The following is a 14,865-nucleotide window of genomic DNA, read 5'->3' on the forward strand; positions in this document are numbered from 1 at the left end:
CGCGGGAGATCGACCGCTTGATGGCGATCATCACGCGCCTGCGCGATGAGGGCAAAGTGGTGCTCTACGTGTCGCACCGCATGGAGGAAGTGTTCCGCATCTGCAACGCGGTCACGGTGTTCAAGGATGGCCGCTACGTGCGCACCTTCGAGGACATGAGCGCGCTGACCCACGACCAGTTGGTGACCTGCATGGTCGGGCGCGATATCCAGGACATTTACGACTACCGCCCACGTGAGCACGGCGAGGTCGCGCTCAAGGTCGATGGCCTGCTCGGCCCCGGCCTGCGTGAGCCGATCAGTTTCAACGTGCGCAAGGGCGAGATTCTCGGCTTGTTCGGGTTGGTGGGGGCTGGGCGTACCGAGTTGTTCCGCCTGCTCAGCGGCTTGGAGCGTGCGGGCGCCGGTCAACTGGAGCTCTGCGGTCAAGCACTGCAACTGCGCTCACCGCGCGATGCCATCGCCGCGGGCGTGCTGCTGTGCCCGGAAGACCGCAAGAAGGAAGGCATCATTCCGCTGTCCAGCGTCGCCGAGAACATCAATATCAGCGCACGCAGCACGCACTCCCGGTTCGGCTGGCTGTTGCGCGAGGGGTGGGAGAAGGGCAACGCCGACCAGCAAATCAAGGCGATGAAGGTCAAAACGCCCAACGCGGCGCAGAAAATCATGTACCTGTCCGGCGGCAATCAGCAGAAGGCCATTCTTGGCCGCTGGCTGTCGATGCCGATGAAAGTCCTGCTGCTGGACGAGCCGACCCGTGGCATCGATATCGGCGCCAAGGCCGAGATCTACCAGATCATCCATAACCTCGCCGCCCAAGGCATTGCAGTCATTGTGGTGTCCAGCGACCTGATGGAAGTGATGGGCATCTCCGACCGCATCCTGGTGCTGTGCGAAGGCGCACTGCGGGGTGAGCAAACCCGCGAGCACGCGACTGAATCCAACCTGCTGCAACTGGCTTTGCCGCGCAGCCTGGCGAACTGAGAGACGACTATGACAACCCAAGACAACGCGTTGCCCTCGGCACGCAAACCCCTGGACATGCGCGCACTGCTCGACAACTGGGCGATGCTGCTGGCCGCGGTGGGCATCTTCCTGCTGTGCGCCTTGCTCATCGACAACTTCCTCTCGCCGCTGAACATGCGCGGTCTGGGCCTGGCGATTTCCACGGTGGGCATCGCCGCCTGCACCATGTTGTTTTGCCTGGCGTCGGGGCACTTCGACTTGTCGGTGGGCTCGGTAATTGCCTGCGCCGGGGTGGTGGCGGCGATTGTGATGCGCGACACCGACAGCGTCATGCTCGGTATCGGCGCCGCCTTGCTGATGGGCCTGGTTGTGGGGCTGATCAATGGCATCGTGATTGCCAAGCTGCGGGTCAATGCGCTGATTACCACGCTGGCGACCATGCAGATCGTGCGCGGGCTGGCGTATATCTTCGCCAACGGCAAGGCGGTGGGGGTGTCCGAGGAGCAGTTCTTTATCTTCGGTAACGGCCAACTGCTGGGCGTGCCGGTGCCGATCCTGATTACCATCCTGTGCTTCGTGTTTTTCGGCTGGCTGCTCAATTACACCACTTATGGACGCAACACCTTGGCCATCGGCGGCAACCCGGAAGCGGCGTTGCTGGCGGGTGTAAACGTTGATCGCACCAAGATCCTGATATTTGCCGTGCACGGTGTGATCGGCGCCCTGGCCGGGGTGATCCTGGCCTCGCGCATGACCTCCGGCCAGCCGATGATCGGCCAGGGTTTTGAGCTGACGGTGATCTCGGCGTGTGTGTTGGGCGGGGTGTCGTTGAGTGGTGGTGTTGGCATGATTCGCCATGTGATTGCCGGCGTGTTGATTTTGGCGATCATTGAGAACGCGATGAACCTGAAGAACATCGACACGTTTTATCAGTACGTGATTCGCGGCTCGATCCTGCTGCTGGCGGTGGTCATCGACCGCATGAAACAACGCTGAACCCTTGCCATGTGAAGATCTAAATGTGGGAGCAGGCAAGCCAGCTCCCACAGTTTTAATCGGCGGAGAACTTGAAGATAGTGTTCTGGGTGTAAGTCTGCCCTGGATTCAAACGGGTAGACGCAAACTTCGGCTGATTAGGCGCATCCGGAAAATGCTGGGTCTCCAACGTGAAACCGCTCCAGTGCAGATACGTCTTCCCCGCTTTGCCCTTCACCGAACCATCGAGGAAGTTGCTGGTATAGAACTGCACACCGGGCTCTGTGGTGTAGAGCTGCAACCGCCGCCCCGACTCAGGATCATGCACTTGGGCAGCCAACTGTTTCACGTCACCCTTGGTATCGAGTGCCCAGTTGAAGTCAAACCCGCCCTGTTTCGGCTCGGCGAACTTGAGCTGCGGGTGATCGTCCTTGATGTGCTGGCCGATCGGCGTCGGTTTCAGGAAGTCCATCGGCGTGCCTTTCACCGACGCGATTTCGCCGGTTGGAATCAAGGTGGCGTTCACCGGCGTGTAATGGCTGGCGTGCAGGGTCGCCACCTGCTTGAGAATGTCACCATTCCCCGCACCGGCGAGGTTGAAGTAGCTGTGGTTGGTAAGGTTGAGCACCGTGGGTTTATCGGTGGTGGCCTTGTAGTCGATGTGCAGTTCGTTTTTCTCGTTGAGGCTGTAGGTGACCTCGGTTTTCAGGTTGCCGGGAAAGCCCATTTCACCGTCCTTGGACAGGTAGGTGAGGGTCACGCCGACCGAGTCCTTGCCGTTGACCTGTGCGGCCTTCCACACCTGTTTGTCGAAGCCCTGGGCGCCGCCATGCAGTGAGTTGGGACCATCGTTGAGCGGCACCTGGAAGCGCTTGCCGTCGAGCTCAAAGGCACCGCCGGCCAAGCGGTTGCCGAAGCGCCCGATGGTCGCGCCGAAAAACGCCGTGCCGGCCTGGTAGCCTTGCACGTCGTCAAAGCCCAGCACCACGTCGTCGACCTTGCCGTTTTTGTCCGGCACTTTCAGCGACTGCAACACGCCGCCGTAGGTGATCACCGTGGCTTGCATGCCATGGCTGTTGCGCAAGATGTACTGCTCGACGGCGGTGCCGTCGTTGGTTTTACCGAAAGGCTTGTGTTCACTGGAGAGGCCTGCGGCGTGAGCCCCGCCACTGGCGATTAATACGGACATGGCGAGACCTGACAGCAGATAACGAGGGGGCTTCATGGTCGAACTTCCTTTTGTTGTTTTGAGTGGAATAGTTCTACTAATAGCGATATTTTGTCGTTATGACAGCGAATTTATAGCCTTAAAAGCCGTTTTTGCAAAATAAAATAAGACTAATTGAGCGAGGCAAGATGTTATGAGTACTCAACACGCCGTGTATCCCGACCTTGAAGGCAAAACCGTCCTGATCTCCGGAGGTGCCTCAGGGATCGGCGAATTCATGGTGCGGGCCTTCGCCGCCCAGGGCGCCAAGGTGGGCTTTGTCGACCGCGCGCAAAGCCAGGGCGAACGCCTCGCGGCGCTGCTCAGTTCCCGCGGGCACACTGTGGAGTTCGTGAACTGCGACATCACCGACGAGATTGCCTACAAAGCCGCCATCGCTCGTTTCGAACACTCTCTGGGGCCGATCACCGTGCTGGTAAACAACGCCGCCAATGACGTGCGTCACACCCTGGAAGAAATCGACTCGGAAATGTTCGACAGGCTGATCTCCGTCAACCTCAAACACGCTTTCTTCGCCGCCAAGGCCGTGGTGCCCATGATGAAAAGCGCCGGTAGCGGCTCGATCATCAACCTCGGCTCGGTCGGCTGGATGATGGCATCCGCCGGCTACCCGGTGTACGCCGCCAGCAAGGCCGCCGCCCACGGCATGACCCGCGCGCTGGCTCGCGAACTGGGGCCGAGTCGCATCCGCGTGAACACGCTGGTGCCGGGTTGGGTGATGACAGAGAAACAACTGGCGATGTGGGTCGACGATGCCGCCAGGGAACTGATCAGCCGCAGCCAGTGTTTGCCGGGCAGTGTGCTGCCGGAACACATCGCCAATATGGCGTTGTTTCTTGCTTCCGATGCGTCGGCGATGTGTTCGGCGCAGAATTTTATTGTGGATGGCGGCTGGGTTTAGGCAGGGCTAGCTAACTTCATAACGACGCAGGCCAAAGGTGGCAGCGGGCTTGCTCGCGAAAGCTGTGTGTCAGTCACCGGATTATTTGACTGATCCACCGCATTCGCGAGCAAGCCCGCACCCCCTTGAGACGATGGTGTTTATTCGATCGGGTACTGCTTGAAAGCCGGGTGCTGCTCCAGGCGCTCGGCGTGGCGCTTCACGTTGGGAAACGTATCCGCCTTGACCACCGACGCCACGGTTAACTGGCTGAACGACCAGGCCACCGCCGCTGTAATCGAAGCCTGAGTCAGCGCCTCGCTGTCGGCCAGTTGCTTGTCGAGCAGCGAATAAGCCGCCAGCAATTGGCCGGTGACACGCTCCAGCCACGGCGCATGCAGTTTCTCGGCCGGGCGCAGCTTGTGCTCATACACGATCTGCACGCTCTTCTCACAGGCCGCCAGCGCCAGCCCAAGCACATGCAAGTCATGGGCGCGCGCGGCGGGCTGCGGGGGCAGCAGCTTTTTGTCAGCCGGGGCGAGGGTTTCCAGGTAGTCCAGGATCAGGCTGGAATCCATTAGCGCCGTGCCATCGTCCAGCACCAGGGTCGGGGCCTTGACCACCGGGTTGATCTGCGCGAATTCGTTGAAGGTGCGAAACACCGACAGCGGTTCATGCACGAAATCCACGCCGTACAGCTCCAGGGAAATCGCCACGCGGCGTACGTAAGGCGAGTCCAGCATGCCGATCAGTTTCATGAAACCTCCATTGCTTGCTACGTGGTGAGCTCAAGAGAGTAAGGGCGCGGGATCAGCCTGCGCAATGGCTTGGCGCTGTTTCATGCCGGGCTCCTGGAGCCCTGGCGGCTGGCTCCAGGTGGCTGGCCGGTGATGCGCTTGAATGCGCGACTGAACGCCGCCTGGGAGGTATAGCCCAGGCGCAGCGCCACTTCTTCGATGGGCAAGCGCTCCAGCGTCAACCATTGGCTGGCCAGGCGCATGCGCAATTGCGTCACGTAGCGCAGCGGCGGAAGACCCAGGGTGGCTTGGAAGCGTTCGGCGAACACCGAACGGGAGGTATGACTGTGCGCGGCCAACTCGGCCACGCTCCAATCGCGGCCTGGTTGCTGATGCAGGGCAAGCAGGGCCCCGGCCAGCCGTGCGTCGCGCAACGCTGCCACCAGCCCCGATGCATTGCCGCAGGCGCATTCCACCCAACCCCGCACGATCATGGCGGCCACCACATCGGCCAGGCGCGCGAGGATGCCCGAGTAGCCGACGCGAGCACTGGCGACTTCGCGCTCCATCACCGCCAGGATCGGCATCAGGCCGGGGTAGCGCTGGCCCTTGGTATCGATCAGCATCAAGGCCGGCATCAGGCTGCCGAGCCCCTGGATACTGCCGATTTCGAACTCCATGCAGGCGCTGAACAGCAACGTATTGGGGGGCGTGTCGGGCGATGCATCCACGGCGCAGACGGTATCGCCCAGCGGGGTGGCGTCAAATCGGCTGATGTCCTGCACAGCGACATCCGCCGTGGACAACAGCGCATGTGCGCCGCCGTGGGAGATGAACACGGCATTGCCCGCCGACAATTCAAACAGGCTGCCGTCGTCGGTGCGCAGGGTGGCCACACCTGCGGCGAGGAAATGGAAGTAGGCGTGACCGGGTTTGGCGTCGAAGCCCATGCCGAAGCGGGGTCCGGCCTGAATGCGCTGGTACTGCACCCCGCGCAGGCGCATGCCGCGCAGCAGTTCATCGATAAGGTCGGACGACAGATTGAACGGGGCCGGTGCAGTCATGTTCGGGGTTTCGGTCAAAAACTCAAGGGTTTGCATCATAGATCATCCGGGTTGGCGAACCTAGACTGGCGGTCGCGCTAATTTCCTGAGGATGTCGTGTGATGAATGATTGTGTAGCTCAAGCCTCTATCCGTTCCAAGGCGGAGCCCGCTACCCCGGCCTGGATGGCGGTGTTTTCCCTGGCCATGGGGGTATTCGGGTTGTTGACGGCAGAATACCTGCCGGCCAGCCTGCTGACGCCGATGGCGATGGACCTTGGGGTGTCGGAGGCCCTGGCTGGTCAGGCTGTAACCGTGACGGCAGTGGTGGCGTTGTTCGCTGGCTTGCTGGTGCCCGGCCTGACGCGCGGGATCGACCGGCGCGTGGTGCTGCTGGGGTTTTCCATGCTGATGATCGCGTCCAACGTGTTGGTGGCGCTGTCTTCGAGCCTGGCGGTGCTGCTGTTGATGCGCATCCTGCTGGGCGTCGCCCTGGGTGGTTTCTGGAGTATGGCGGCAGCGGTGGCGATGCGCCTGGTGCCGGCGTCGCTGCTGCCCCGTGCGCTGTCGATCATCTTCAGTGGCATAGCGGTGGGCACGGTGGTTGCCGTGCCGCTGGGCAGCTACCTCGGCGATGTGTATGGCTGGCGCAGTGCGTTTGTGGCCGCGGCCGCCGTTGGCGTGGTGACGTTGGCGTTCCAGCTGCTCACGCTGCCACGCCTGGCTCCCACTGGCAGTGCACGGCTGCGCACGGTATTGGATGTGCTGCTGCGCCCTGGCATCGCCATCGGCATGTTTGCCTGCGTATTGGTACACACCGCGCACTTCGCGCTGTTCACCTACATTCGGCCATTCCTGGAAAGCACCACGGGCGTGCAGACTCAAGGGCTGGCCTTGATGCTGCTGGGGTTCGGCGCCGCAAACTTCGTCGGCACGCTGCTGGCCGGTTGGCTGCTGGTGCGCTGTCCACGCGGCACATTGGTGTTGATGCCGGTATTGGTCGGCGTTGCGGCGCTCGCCCTGGTGCTGTTGCCTGCCTCTCTGCCAGGCCAGGCGCTGCTGCTGGCGCTGTGGGGCATGGCCTTTGGCGGGGTGCCCGTGGCGTGGTCGAACTGGGTGGCTCGCGCCGTGCCGGATCAAGCCGAAAGTGCGGGTGGCATGGTCGTGGCTTCGGTGCAGTCAGCCATCGCGGCGGGGGCGGCCGGTGGGGGCGCGATGTTCAGTGTCAGTGGCATTGGCGGTGTGTTTCTCGGCGCCGGGGTACTGATGTTGTTGGCAGCCTTGTTGATTGCGCTACGGGTACACGTGCCGCGCAATGGCGCCGCTGGCGTACCGCTGCATCTTTGAACCGGCCTTGCGGATGGGCCGGCATTCACTGTGTGACGCTCCAGCAACGTTTGGTTTAGTCTGGAGCACTACGTCGATCGAAAACGCCTCTGGAGCAGTCAGCATGACCGAGTACGTACCCCCGAAAGTGTGGACCTGGGACACCGAAAGCGGCGGCACTTTCGCCAGCATCAACCGACCGATTGCCGGGGCAACCCACGACAAGGCGCTGCCGGTGGGAGGGCACCCGCTGCAGCTGTATTCCCTGGCCACGCCCAATGGGCAGAAGGTCACCCTCTTGCTGGAAGAGCTGCTGGCCCTGGGGCACAGCGGGGCGGAATACGATGCCTGGCTGATCAAGATCGGCGACGGCGACCAGTTCGGCAGCGGCTTTGTCGGGGTCAATCCCAACTCCAAGATCCCGGCATTACTGGACCGTAGCGGCGCCACGCCGATTCGTGTGTTTGAGTCGGGCGCGATTTTGCAGTACCTGGCGGAAAAGTTCGGCGCATTCTTCCCGACTGAGCCTGCGGCGCGTGCGGAATGCTTGTCGTGGTTGTTCTGGCAGATGGGCAGCGCACCTTACCTGGGCGGTGGTTTCGGGCATTTCTATGCGTATGCGCCGAGCAAGATGGAGTATGCGATCAATCGGTTTGCCATGGAGACCAAGCGTCAGCTGGATGTATTGGATCAGCGCCTGGCGGTGAGTGAATACATTGCCGGGGATGAGTACACCATCGCCGATATCGCGATCTGGCCTTGGTATGGCGGGTTGGTAAAAGGCCGTTTGTATGGCGCGGCGGAGTTTTTGGCGGTGCATGAGTACACGCATGTGTTGCGCTGGGCGGATGCGATTGAAGCGCGGCCGGCGGTGCAGCGGGGGCGTAGGGTGAATCGGGTATCCGGCGAGCCTGCGGAGCAGTTGGCCGAGCGCCATTCTGCAAGCGACCTGGATTAAACCTGTGGGAGCGGGCTTGCTCGCGAATGCGGTGTGTCAGTCAACAGATTCATTGGCTGATCCACCGCATTCGCGAGCAAGCCCGCTCCCACATTTGGATTTGTGTACCCAAGTTTATTTGTAGCGCTGCTCAAACACCGCCACCTGTTCCGGCTTGATCAGCTCAAACGGCACCCACACTTCCGATTCAATCGGCTCGCCCTTGATCATCCGGATCGCCGCCTGCACCGCTTGGGTTGCCTGGGCTTTCGGGTCCTGAAACACCGACGCCGTCAGCAAGCCACGCTTGATCGCCGCCAAGCCATCTGGCAAGCCGTCGATGCCGATAATCGCCACTTCACCCTTGGCTTTGCCGGCTTGCTGCAACGCCATGGCTGCGCCAATCGCCATTTCATCGTTGTTGGCGACGATCGCATCGAACTGCGTGCCCGCCAGCAACCAGTTGCTGGTCAAGTCCATGCCTTTGCTGCGTTGCCATTCGGCGCTTTGCTGCTCCACCACCTTGATGCCGGGAAAGTCCTTGAGCACCTGTTTGGCGCCCTCGGTGCGGTCATGGGTGGCGTTTTGCGCAAGGTCACCCATGATGATCGCCACGTTGCCCTTGCCGCCAAGTTTTTCCGCGAGGTAGCGCATCTGCAATTGCCCGGCCTCGATGTCGTTGGAGGCCACGGTGACGACGCCCTTGGGCAGCGTGCGTTCATCCGGGTGGCGGTTGACGTACACCAGTGGCGTCTTCGCGGCGGTGGCTGCGCGGGTGATGTTGGCGGTGGCGGCGGTATCCACCGGCAGCACGATCACCGCGTCGACTTTCTGGTTGAGGAAGCCTTCGACCTGGTTGAGTTGGCGCACCACGTCGCCCTGGGCGTCTTCGAACTGGATCTGCACATCCTGCTGTTTGGCGGCAGCTTCCAGGCCGGTGCGTACGTAGGTCATGAAGTTGTCGTCGACCCGCGCGATGCTCACGCCGATGCGGTAAGCGGCGAACGTCCATTGGCTGAACAGCAGTAACAGCGTGGCAACGAACAACGAATAGCGGTTCATAAGGGTGATCCTTTTATTGTTATAGGGTGAATGCTTGGCGGAAACGCGCCAGGGCCAGTTCGCTGTCTCCGCTGGCCCAGCCTTCCAGTCCGACCACGCCGCTGTAGCCCATGGCGTGCAACGCCCTGGCAATGGCCGGGTAGTGGATTTCTCCCGTGCCGGGTTCCTGGCGGCCCGGCACGTCGGCGACCTGGATTTCACCGATGGCGCTACCGGCGCGCTGGATCAATTCGATCAGGTTTCCTTCGCCGATCTGCGCGTGGTACAGGTCCAGGTTCATCTTCAGGTGTGGGCTGCCCACGGCTTCGATCAGTGCCAGGGTGTCGTCGGCGCGAGCGAAGGGGGTGCCGGGGTGATCGACGTCGGTGTTGAGGTTTTCCAGCAGGAACACGCGGCCGGCGTCTTCGCCCAGGCGGGCGATTTTTTCCAGGGTCTTGCAGGCGCTCAGCCACATGCGGCCGGTGGTCCGGGACACCGGTTGCACGGGCAGGCCGCCGTCACCCAGGCCGGTGCCGTGCAGGTTGAGGCTGGGGCAGTTCAATTGCTCGGCTACCCTCAAGGATTCGCGGGCGCTGTCGAGCAAGTGGCGGATGCCGTCGGGGTCGGTGAGGGTGCCGGTGATGTAGCCGGTCATCGAGGTGAAATCGGCACCGGTCGCGGCCAGGGCATTGATGTCCTTGTCGGTCCAGTTCCAGATCTCGGCGCTGAACCCCAGCGCGTGAATACGCTGTACGCGCTCGATAAAGGGCAGGTCGAGAAACACCATCTCGGCACTGACCGCCAGTGTGAACGGGATCATCGCTGGGCTCCCTGCACGGCGACGGCCTTGCCCGTTTCGAACGACTCGATGCAGGCGCGGGCAATTGCCAGTGCCGCGCGCGCATCTTCGCCGCTGGCCAGGGGCTTGGCGCCGCTGCGCAGGCAGTCGACGAAGTGGTTGAGTTCGGCGATGTAGGCGTCGCGCAGCAGGTCGGTGTCCAGGCGCAGAGTGTCGGCCTGGATGCCTTGGGCCAGGTAGCGCACCAGGTCGGACTCAGTGACGCTGCCCATGGTCAGCATGCCTGCGCTGCCGAACACTTCGCCGCGCACATCGTAGCCATACACGGCCTGGAAGTTGGCTTCTGCGGTGGCAATTGCCCCATTGTCGAAGCGCACTGTGACCACGGCGGTGTCGAGAAAACCTTTGCTTTTGTATTCCGGAGCGATCAGCGCGTCGGCCATTACGTACACCTGCACCGCTTCGGCACCGGGGTTGAGGTAGCGCAGGGTGTCGAAGTCGTGGATCAGGGTTTCCAGGAAAATCACCCATTGCGGTGAAGCAGCCGGGTTGTTCAATGCCGGGTCGCGGGTCAGCGATCGCAACAGTTGCGGCGTGCCGATACGGCCGGCGACGACGTCGAGGTGGGCAGTACGGAAGCTCTTGGCGAAACGCCGGTTGAAGCCGACCTGCAACGGCACGCGCGCATCGGCTGCGGCGGCGATGGCGCGGTCGGCCTCGTCCAGGGTGATGGCCATCGGTTTTTCGCAGAAGATGCCTTTGCCGGCGCGCGCGGCGTTGATCACCAGTTCGGCGTGGCTGCGTGCGGGGGCGGCGATGAGTACGCCGTCGATATCCGGGTCGTCGAGCAGTTGTTGGGGGTCGGTGTAGACCTTGGCTACCCCGAGCTCAGCGGCGAGGCGGGCGGCTTGGCCGGGAGTGGGGTCGGCAATGGCTGTGAGGCTGGCCCCTGGGATGTGTCGCGCAGCCGTGAGGCCGTGGAAGCTGCCCATGCGACCAGCGCCGATCAAGCCCAGGCGGATGTTCTGTGTACTCATGAAATAACCCCTTTTTATTATTGGCCTCAGGACAGTCCTGATGGGCAAAGAGGCAGGAGCAAGGGCTGTGCCAATTCATAACATGCTGATATTTATGGATTTATAAATACATATAAACAAAAAGTGTTCATTTTGATGGCATGTCTATACTGACATGTCAAAAACATGAACACGGATGCCCCCGATGACCATGACGTTCAGCGTGCAAGACCTCGACTACCTGACTGCCTTGGGGCCTGTCGCGCTGAATGACGGACCTGTCGCCGCGCTCGAGCAGGCGTGGCGGGAGTGCCTGGCCGGCCGGGTCGAGCGCCCAGGCGAGGTCCGGCAAGTCATCTGGGATTCCTGGCGGCGAAGCGTCGAGGCCGGTATCGATCCCGATGACAGCGGGTATCGCTTCGTGGAGCCCCGCGACCTTGATGCCACCCTGGCAACTCACCGCGTGTTGATCGCTGCCGCTGCGCAAGTCATGCACGGCTTGCTGGCCTACAACCCGCGCGGCCATATCAACCTCACTGATGCCGACGGCACCACCCTGTATTTCTGCGGGTTGGACATCACCCCGGTGGGCAGCCGCCTGCTGGAATCCGTGCAAGGCACTAACTGCACCGGGCTGGCCCTGGCCGAAGATCGCCTGGTGTATGTACTGGCCGAGGAAAATTTTGGTAGTGGCCTGCGCCAGCGTCGCATGCACTGCGCCGCCGCGCCGATCAAGAATGCCCAGGGTGAAACCCTGGCGATGCTGACACTCACCGCCGAGCCCGGCTGGTTTCACTTTCATACCCTCGGCACCGTGCAGGCGGCGGCCGAAGCCGTATCACGGCAGATGGCCCTGCAAGGCCTGCTGGAAGAACAGCAAACCGTCCTCGAAGTGCTCAACGAAGGCCTGGTGGTGCTGGACGAGCGCGGCTGCATCAAGGCGCTCAACCGCTATGCCCGGCAATTGTTCCGGGTGGGGCTGGAGCTGATCGGTCGCCCGTTCCAGCACCTGGGCCGCAGTGAGTTGGGTGATGCGACGGGGGAGCCTGTGCGCGACCTGGATTGCACCTTTCACCTGCACGACCGCAGCCAGCTCGCTTGCCTGGTTTCAGTGTGCCCGCTGGAGCAGGGCGGGGTGATCGTATCGGTGCGCGAGAACCGCCGTATCCGCGAAATTACCCGGCGCATTATCGGCACCCAGGCTCGCTATACCTTTGAAACCATCCAGGGCAACTCGCGCGCTATCCAGGACGCGCTGCACCTGGGCCGCATCGCCAGCCGCAGTGAGTCCACCACCTTGATCCTCGGCGAAAGCGGCACCGGCAAAGAGCTGTTTGCTCAGGCGATCCACAACGGCAGCGACCGCTGCAATGGCCCCTTTGTGGCGGTCAACTGCGGCGCCATCCCGCGAGACCTGGTGCAAAGCGAACTGTTCGGGCATGTCGAAGGCGCCTTCACCGGCTCGGCCCGTGGCGGCTCGGCGGGCAAGTTCGAGTTGGCCGATGGCGGCACCATCTTCCTGGATGAAATTGGCGACATGTCCTTCGATGCCCAGGTCAGCCTGTTGCGGGTGTTGCAGGAAGGTGAAATCACCCGCGTGGGGGCGAAGAATTCGCGGCAAGTGGATGTGCGCATCATCGCCGCGACCCACCGCAACCTCAGCCAGGCGGTGGCCGAGGGCGCGTTTCGCGAAGACCTCTACTACCGCCTTAACGTGTTGAGCCTGACCGTGCCGCCACTGCGCATGCGCCGCGACGATATACCGCTGCTGGCGCGGCACTTTCTTGCCCGCTGCGCGCGTTCACTGCGTAAATCGGTGCAGGGTTTTTCCCCGGACGCCATGGCGCAGCTCTCGGCCTACGGCTGGCCGGGTAATGTGCGGGAGTTGGAAAACAGCATTGAACGGGCAACCAACCTGGCGACGGGTGAACTGATCCAGCCTGTCGACTTGCCCCTGGAAAGCAAGCCGCGCGCAACGGTGCGCACTGACGACGTGCAACCGACCCAGGACCTGAGCAGCCATGAAATGCACGCCATCGTCGCCGCGCTCGAAAGCACCCGCGGCAACATCCGCCTGGCCGCCCGGCAGCTAAACGTGTCGCGGGGCGGGCTGTATAACAAGATGAGCCGGTTCGGCCTGAATGCCACGGATTTTCGTGGCAACTGACCGCCTCGCAGGGCTAGGGCTTCAACTGCTTCCAGTCAATCGCAAAGCGCGCCAGGTATTTACGCAGGCGATCCGCATCATTGGGCTGGGCCTTGGCCTGGCGTGATACACCGAACAAGCGGCGGCCGGCGTCGGACAGGCTGTCGGATTGCAGGCACACCTCGATGACGGCCTTGAGTTGCAACTGGTCGAACAGGTCCAGGTCGGCGGGCAGCAGGGTGTGCGGCTCGGACAGCCCCCAGGCGTAGCGCAGGCGTTGGATTTCTTCTTCGGCCTGGGCCTCATCGATACGTCCGCTGTCGGCCAGGGTCGCCATGCGCGTGATCGACGCAGACAGCTCGCGAAAGTTACCCAGCCACGCCGCTTCGCTGGAACAGGCGAACGCCAGGTAGCGGCGGCGCGCTTCGAGGTTGAAGCGCACGCGGCGGCCTTGCTCGCGGGCGTGGCGCTCCAGCTCGAAATCGATATTGGGCTCGATGTCTTCGCGCCTGCCCGCCAAGCCCGGCAGATCAAAGGTCCACAAGTTGATGCGCGCGTACAGGTCTTCGCGGAACAGCCCTTCGGCCACGCGCCCGCGCAGGTCGCGATGGGTGCCGGCGATGATCAGGAAGTCGCTGGCCACTTCGCGGTCGGCGCCCATGGGGTAGAAGCGCTTTTCTTCGATGGCTTTAAGCAGCATCGCTTGTTCATCAGGGCCCAGTTCGCCGATTTCATCAAGGCACAACATGCCGCCATCCGCCGCGCGCAGCAGGCCGTCGCGGGCGTTTTGTGCGCCGGTGAAGGCGCCCTTGGTATGGCCGAACAACGCCGACATAGCACCATCGCCGCGCAGGGTGGCGCAGTTGACTTCCACGAAGCGCCCTTGCACTTGATGGCGGCTGCGCTTGAGTTCGTAGATGCGGCGGGCGAGGAACGACTTGCCCGCGCCCGTGGGGCCGATCAGCAGCATCGGCGCCGTGGAGCGCACGGCCACGCGTTCGATCTGCTCGATGGAGGCATTGAACGCGCTGTTGCGCGTGGCGATCCCCGACTTGAGAAACGCCAGGCCCTCCAGGCGCTGGTGGGCGAAGCGGGAGGCGATGCGGTCGTAGCGCGACAGGTCGAGATCGATCAGGGTGTGGGTGCCGGTGGCGGGTGCGGTGTCGTCGAGGCGGCGGCTGGGCGCGGTCTGGATCAGCCGCGCGGGCAGGTTGCGCGCCTCTGTCAGCAGGAACCAGCAAATCTGCGCCACGTGCGTGCCGGTCGTAATGTGGACCAGGTAGTCCTCGTGTTCGGTGTCGAAGCGGTAGTCGGTGGTGAAGTCGTGCAGCGCGCCGTAGACCTCTTCGAAATCCCAGGGGTTGTTCAGCGGCATGGGGTGCAGGCGCACCTCGGTGTGGGGCGAGATCTGCTGGACATCGGCGCGCACCCGCTCGGCGAGGCTGACGTCCCGGGCGTCGATGTCGTGGATCAGCTCCAGGCAATCAATCTGCAGGTTGTCCTGCTGGCACAGGCCGACGCTGGGGCGCCAGTGGTTCCAGCGGTTGGCGCCTTTGCCGACGCGATCCAGCTTGGAGCCGATAAACCCGATGGCGACGGTGCGCTTGTGTTTCATGGCTAGACCAAAATATAAGTAACGATATGTGAGGATATGAAGTTGACGATCAGCTTGTCATGGTTTTTTTGGGTGTGAGTTATCAATTATTAAAAATAACTATATAAAACAATTGGATAAGTATTTTTAGAGCGGCTTTTAAAAAACTGGCACGCCCG

The 14,865-nt window shown here is 62.3% G+C and carries 13 protein-coding genes; 6 read left to right on the forward strand and 7 right to left on the reverse strand.

From position 1 onward, the window contains the following. A partial coding sequence (locus tag AACY36_RS27020) for an ATP-binding cassette domain-containing protein (RefSeq protein ID WP_339419703.1) occupies positions 1-983 on the forward strand: 983 nt, incomplete at its 5' end. Between the two features lie 9 nt (positions 984-992). Then, positions 993-1,961 carry an L-arabinose ABC transporter permease AraH gene (gene araH / locus AACY36_RS27025; protein ID WP_339419704.1) on the forward strand — a complete coding sequence of 323 codons (969 nt, stop codon included), beginning with the start codon at positions 993-995 and terminating at the stop codon, positions 1,959-1,961. A gap of 55 nt (positions 1,962-2,016) precedes the next feature. On the opposite strand, the gene AACY36_RS27030 is transcribed toward araH, so the two are convergent. Further along, positions 2,017-3,165: an aldose epimerase family protein gene (locus AACY36_RS27030; protein ID WP_339419705.1), complete on the reverse strand. Its 1,149-nt coding sequence runs from the start codon at positions 3,163-3,165 to the stop codon at positions 2,017-2,019. A 136-nt stretch (positions 3,166-3,301) separates the two neighbouring features. On the opposite strand from AACY36_RS27030, the gene AACY36_RS27035 reads away from it, so the two are divergent. Further along, positions 3,302-4,069 carry an SDR family NAD(P)-dependent oxidoreductase gene (locus AACY36_RS27035; protein ID WP_339419706.1) on the forward strand — a complete coding sequence of 256 codons (768 nt, stop codon included), beginning with the start codon at positions 3,302-3,304 and terminating at the stop codon, positions 4,067-4,069. Positions 4,070-4,209: 140 nt separating this feature from the next. Here AACY36_RS27035 and AACY36_RS27040 read toward each other — a convergent pair whose 3' ends face one another. Both AACY36_RS27040 and AACY36_RS27045 read right to left on the reverse strand, forming a co-directional pair. After that, positions 4,210-4,806, reverse strand: coding sequence for a glutathione S-transferase family protein (locus tag AACY36_RS27040; protein WP_339419707.1), 597 nt, complete (start codon positions 4,804-4,806; stop codon positions 4,210-4,212). 80 nt (positions 4,807-4,886) lie between these two features. Then, on the reverse strand, positions 4,887-5,885 hold the full coding sequence (locus AACY36_RS27045; protein WP_339428131.1) for an AraC family transcriptional regulator: 999 nt from the start codon (positions 5,883-5,885) through the stop codon (positions 4,887-4,889). Between the two features lie 65 nt (positions 5,886-5,950). Here AACY36_RS27045 and AACY36_RS27050 point away from each other — a divergent pair, with 65 nt between their 5' ends. Together AACY36_RS27050 and yghU are read left to right on the forward strand one after the other, a co-directional pair. Then, positions 5,951-7,174 (forward strand): MFS transporter, encoded by a 1,224-nt coding sequence (locus AACY36_RS27050; RefSeq protein WP_339438994.1) that lies wholly within the window; start codon positions 5,951-5,953, stop codon positions 7,172-7,174. Between the two features lie 103 nt (positions 7,175-7,277). Beyond that, complete coding sequence (yghU, locus tag AACY36_RS27055; RefSeq protein ID WP_339428127.1) at positions 7,278-8,111, forward strand: glutathione-dependent disulfide-bond oxidoreductase; 834 nt, start codon at positions 7,278-7,280, stop codon at positions 8,109-8,111. A gap of 114 nt (positions 8,112-8,225) precedes the next feature. Here the strand turns inward: yghU and AACY36_RS27060 are convergent, their stop codons facing one another. The 3 genes from AACY36_RS27060 to AACY36_RS27070 are packed head-to-tail and all read right to left on the reverse strand — an operon-like array spanning position 8,226 to position 10,967. Next, the gene (locus tag AACY36_RS27060; RefSeq protein WP_339419710.1) at positions 8,226-9,152 is read right to left on the reverse strand and encodes a sugar ABC transporter substrate-binding protein; all 927 of its coding nucleotides are present in this window, start codon (positions 9,150-9,152) and stop codon (positions 8,226-8,228) included. A gap of 19 nt (positions 9,153-9,171) precedes the next feature. Further along, on the reverse strand, positions 9,172-9,951 hold the full coding sequence (locus AACY36_RS27065; RefSeq protein ID WP_339419711.1) for a TIM barrel protein: 780 nt from the start codon (positions 9,949-9,951) through the stop codon (positions 9,172-9,174). Continuing rightward, complete coding sequence (locus AACY36_RS27070) at positions 9,948-10,967, reverse strand: Gfo/Idh/MocA family oxidoreductase (protein WP_339419712.1); 1,020 nt, start codon at positions 10,965-10,967, stop codon at positions 9,948-9,950. Before AACY36_RS27070 ends, AACY36_RS27065 begins: the two co-directional genes overlap by 4 nt. 175 nt (positions 10,968-11,142) lie before the next feature. On the opposite strand from AACY36_RS27070, the gene AACY36_RS27075 reads away from it, so the two are divergent. Further along, positions 11,143-13,113 (forward strand): sigma-54 interaction domain-containing protein, encoded by a 1,971-nt coding sequence (locus AACY36_RS27075; RefSeq protein ID WP_339419713.1) that lies wholly within the window; start codon positions 11,143-11,145, stop codon positions 13,111-13,113. A gap of 13 nt (positions 13,114-13,126) precedes the next feature. On the opposite strand, the gene rtcR is transcribed toward AACY36_RS27075, so the two are convergent. Beyond that, positions 13,127-14,707: an RNA repair transcriptional activator RtcR gene (rtcR, locus tag AACY36_RS27080; protein ID WP_339497741.1), complete on the reverse strand. Its 1,581-nt coding sequence runs from the start codon at positions 14,705-14,707 to the stop codon at positions 13,127-13,129. Positions 14,708-14,865 lie beyond the last annotated feature (158 nt).

Origin of the sequence: Pseudomonas sp. EA_15y_Pfl1_P101 (assembly GCF_963970835.1) — a bacterium.
In the GTDB taxonomy this organism is placed as follows: Bacteria; Pseudomonadota; Gammaproteobacteria; order Pseudomonadales; family Pseudomonadaceae; genus Aquipseudomonas; species Aquipseudomonas tritici.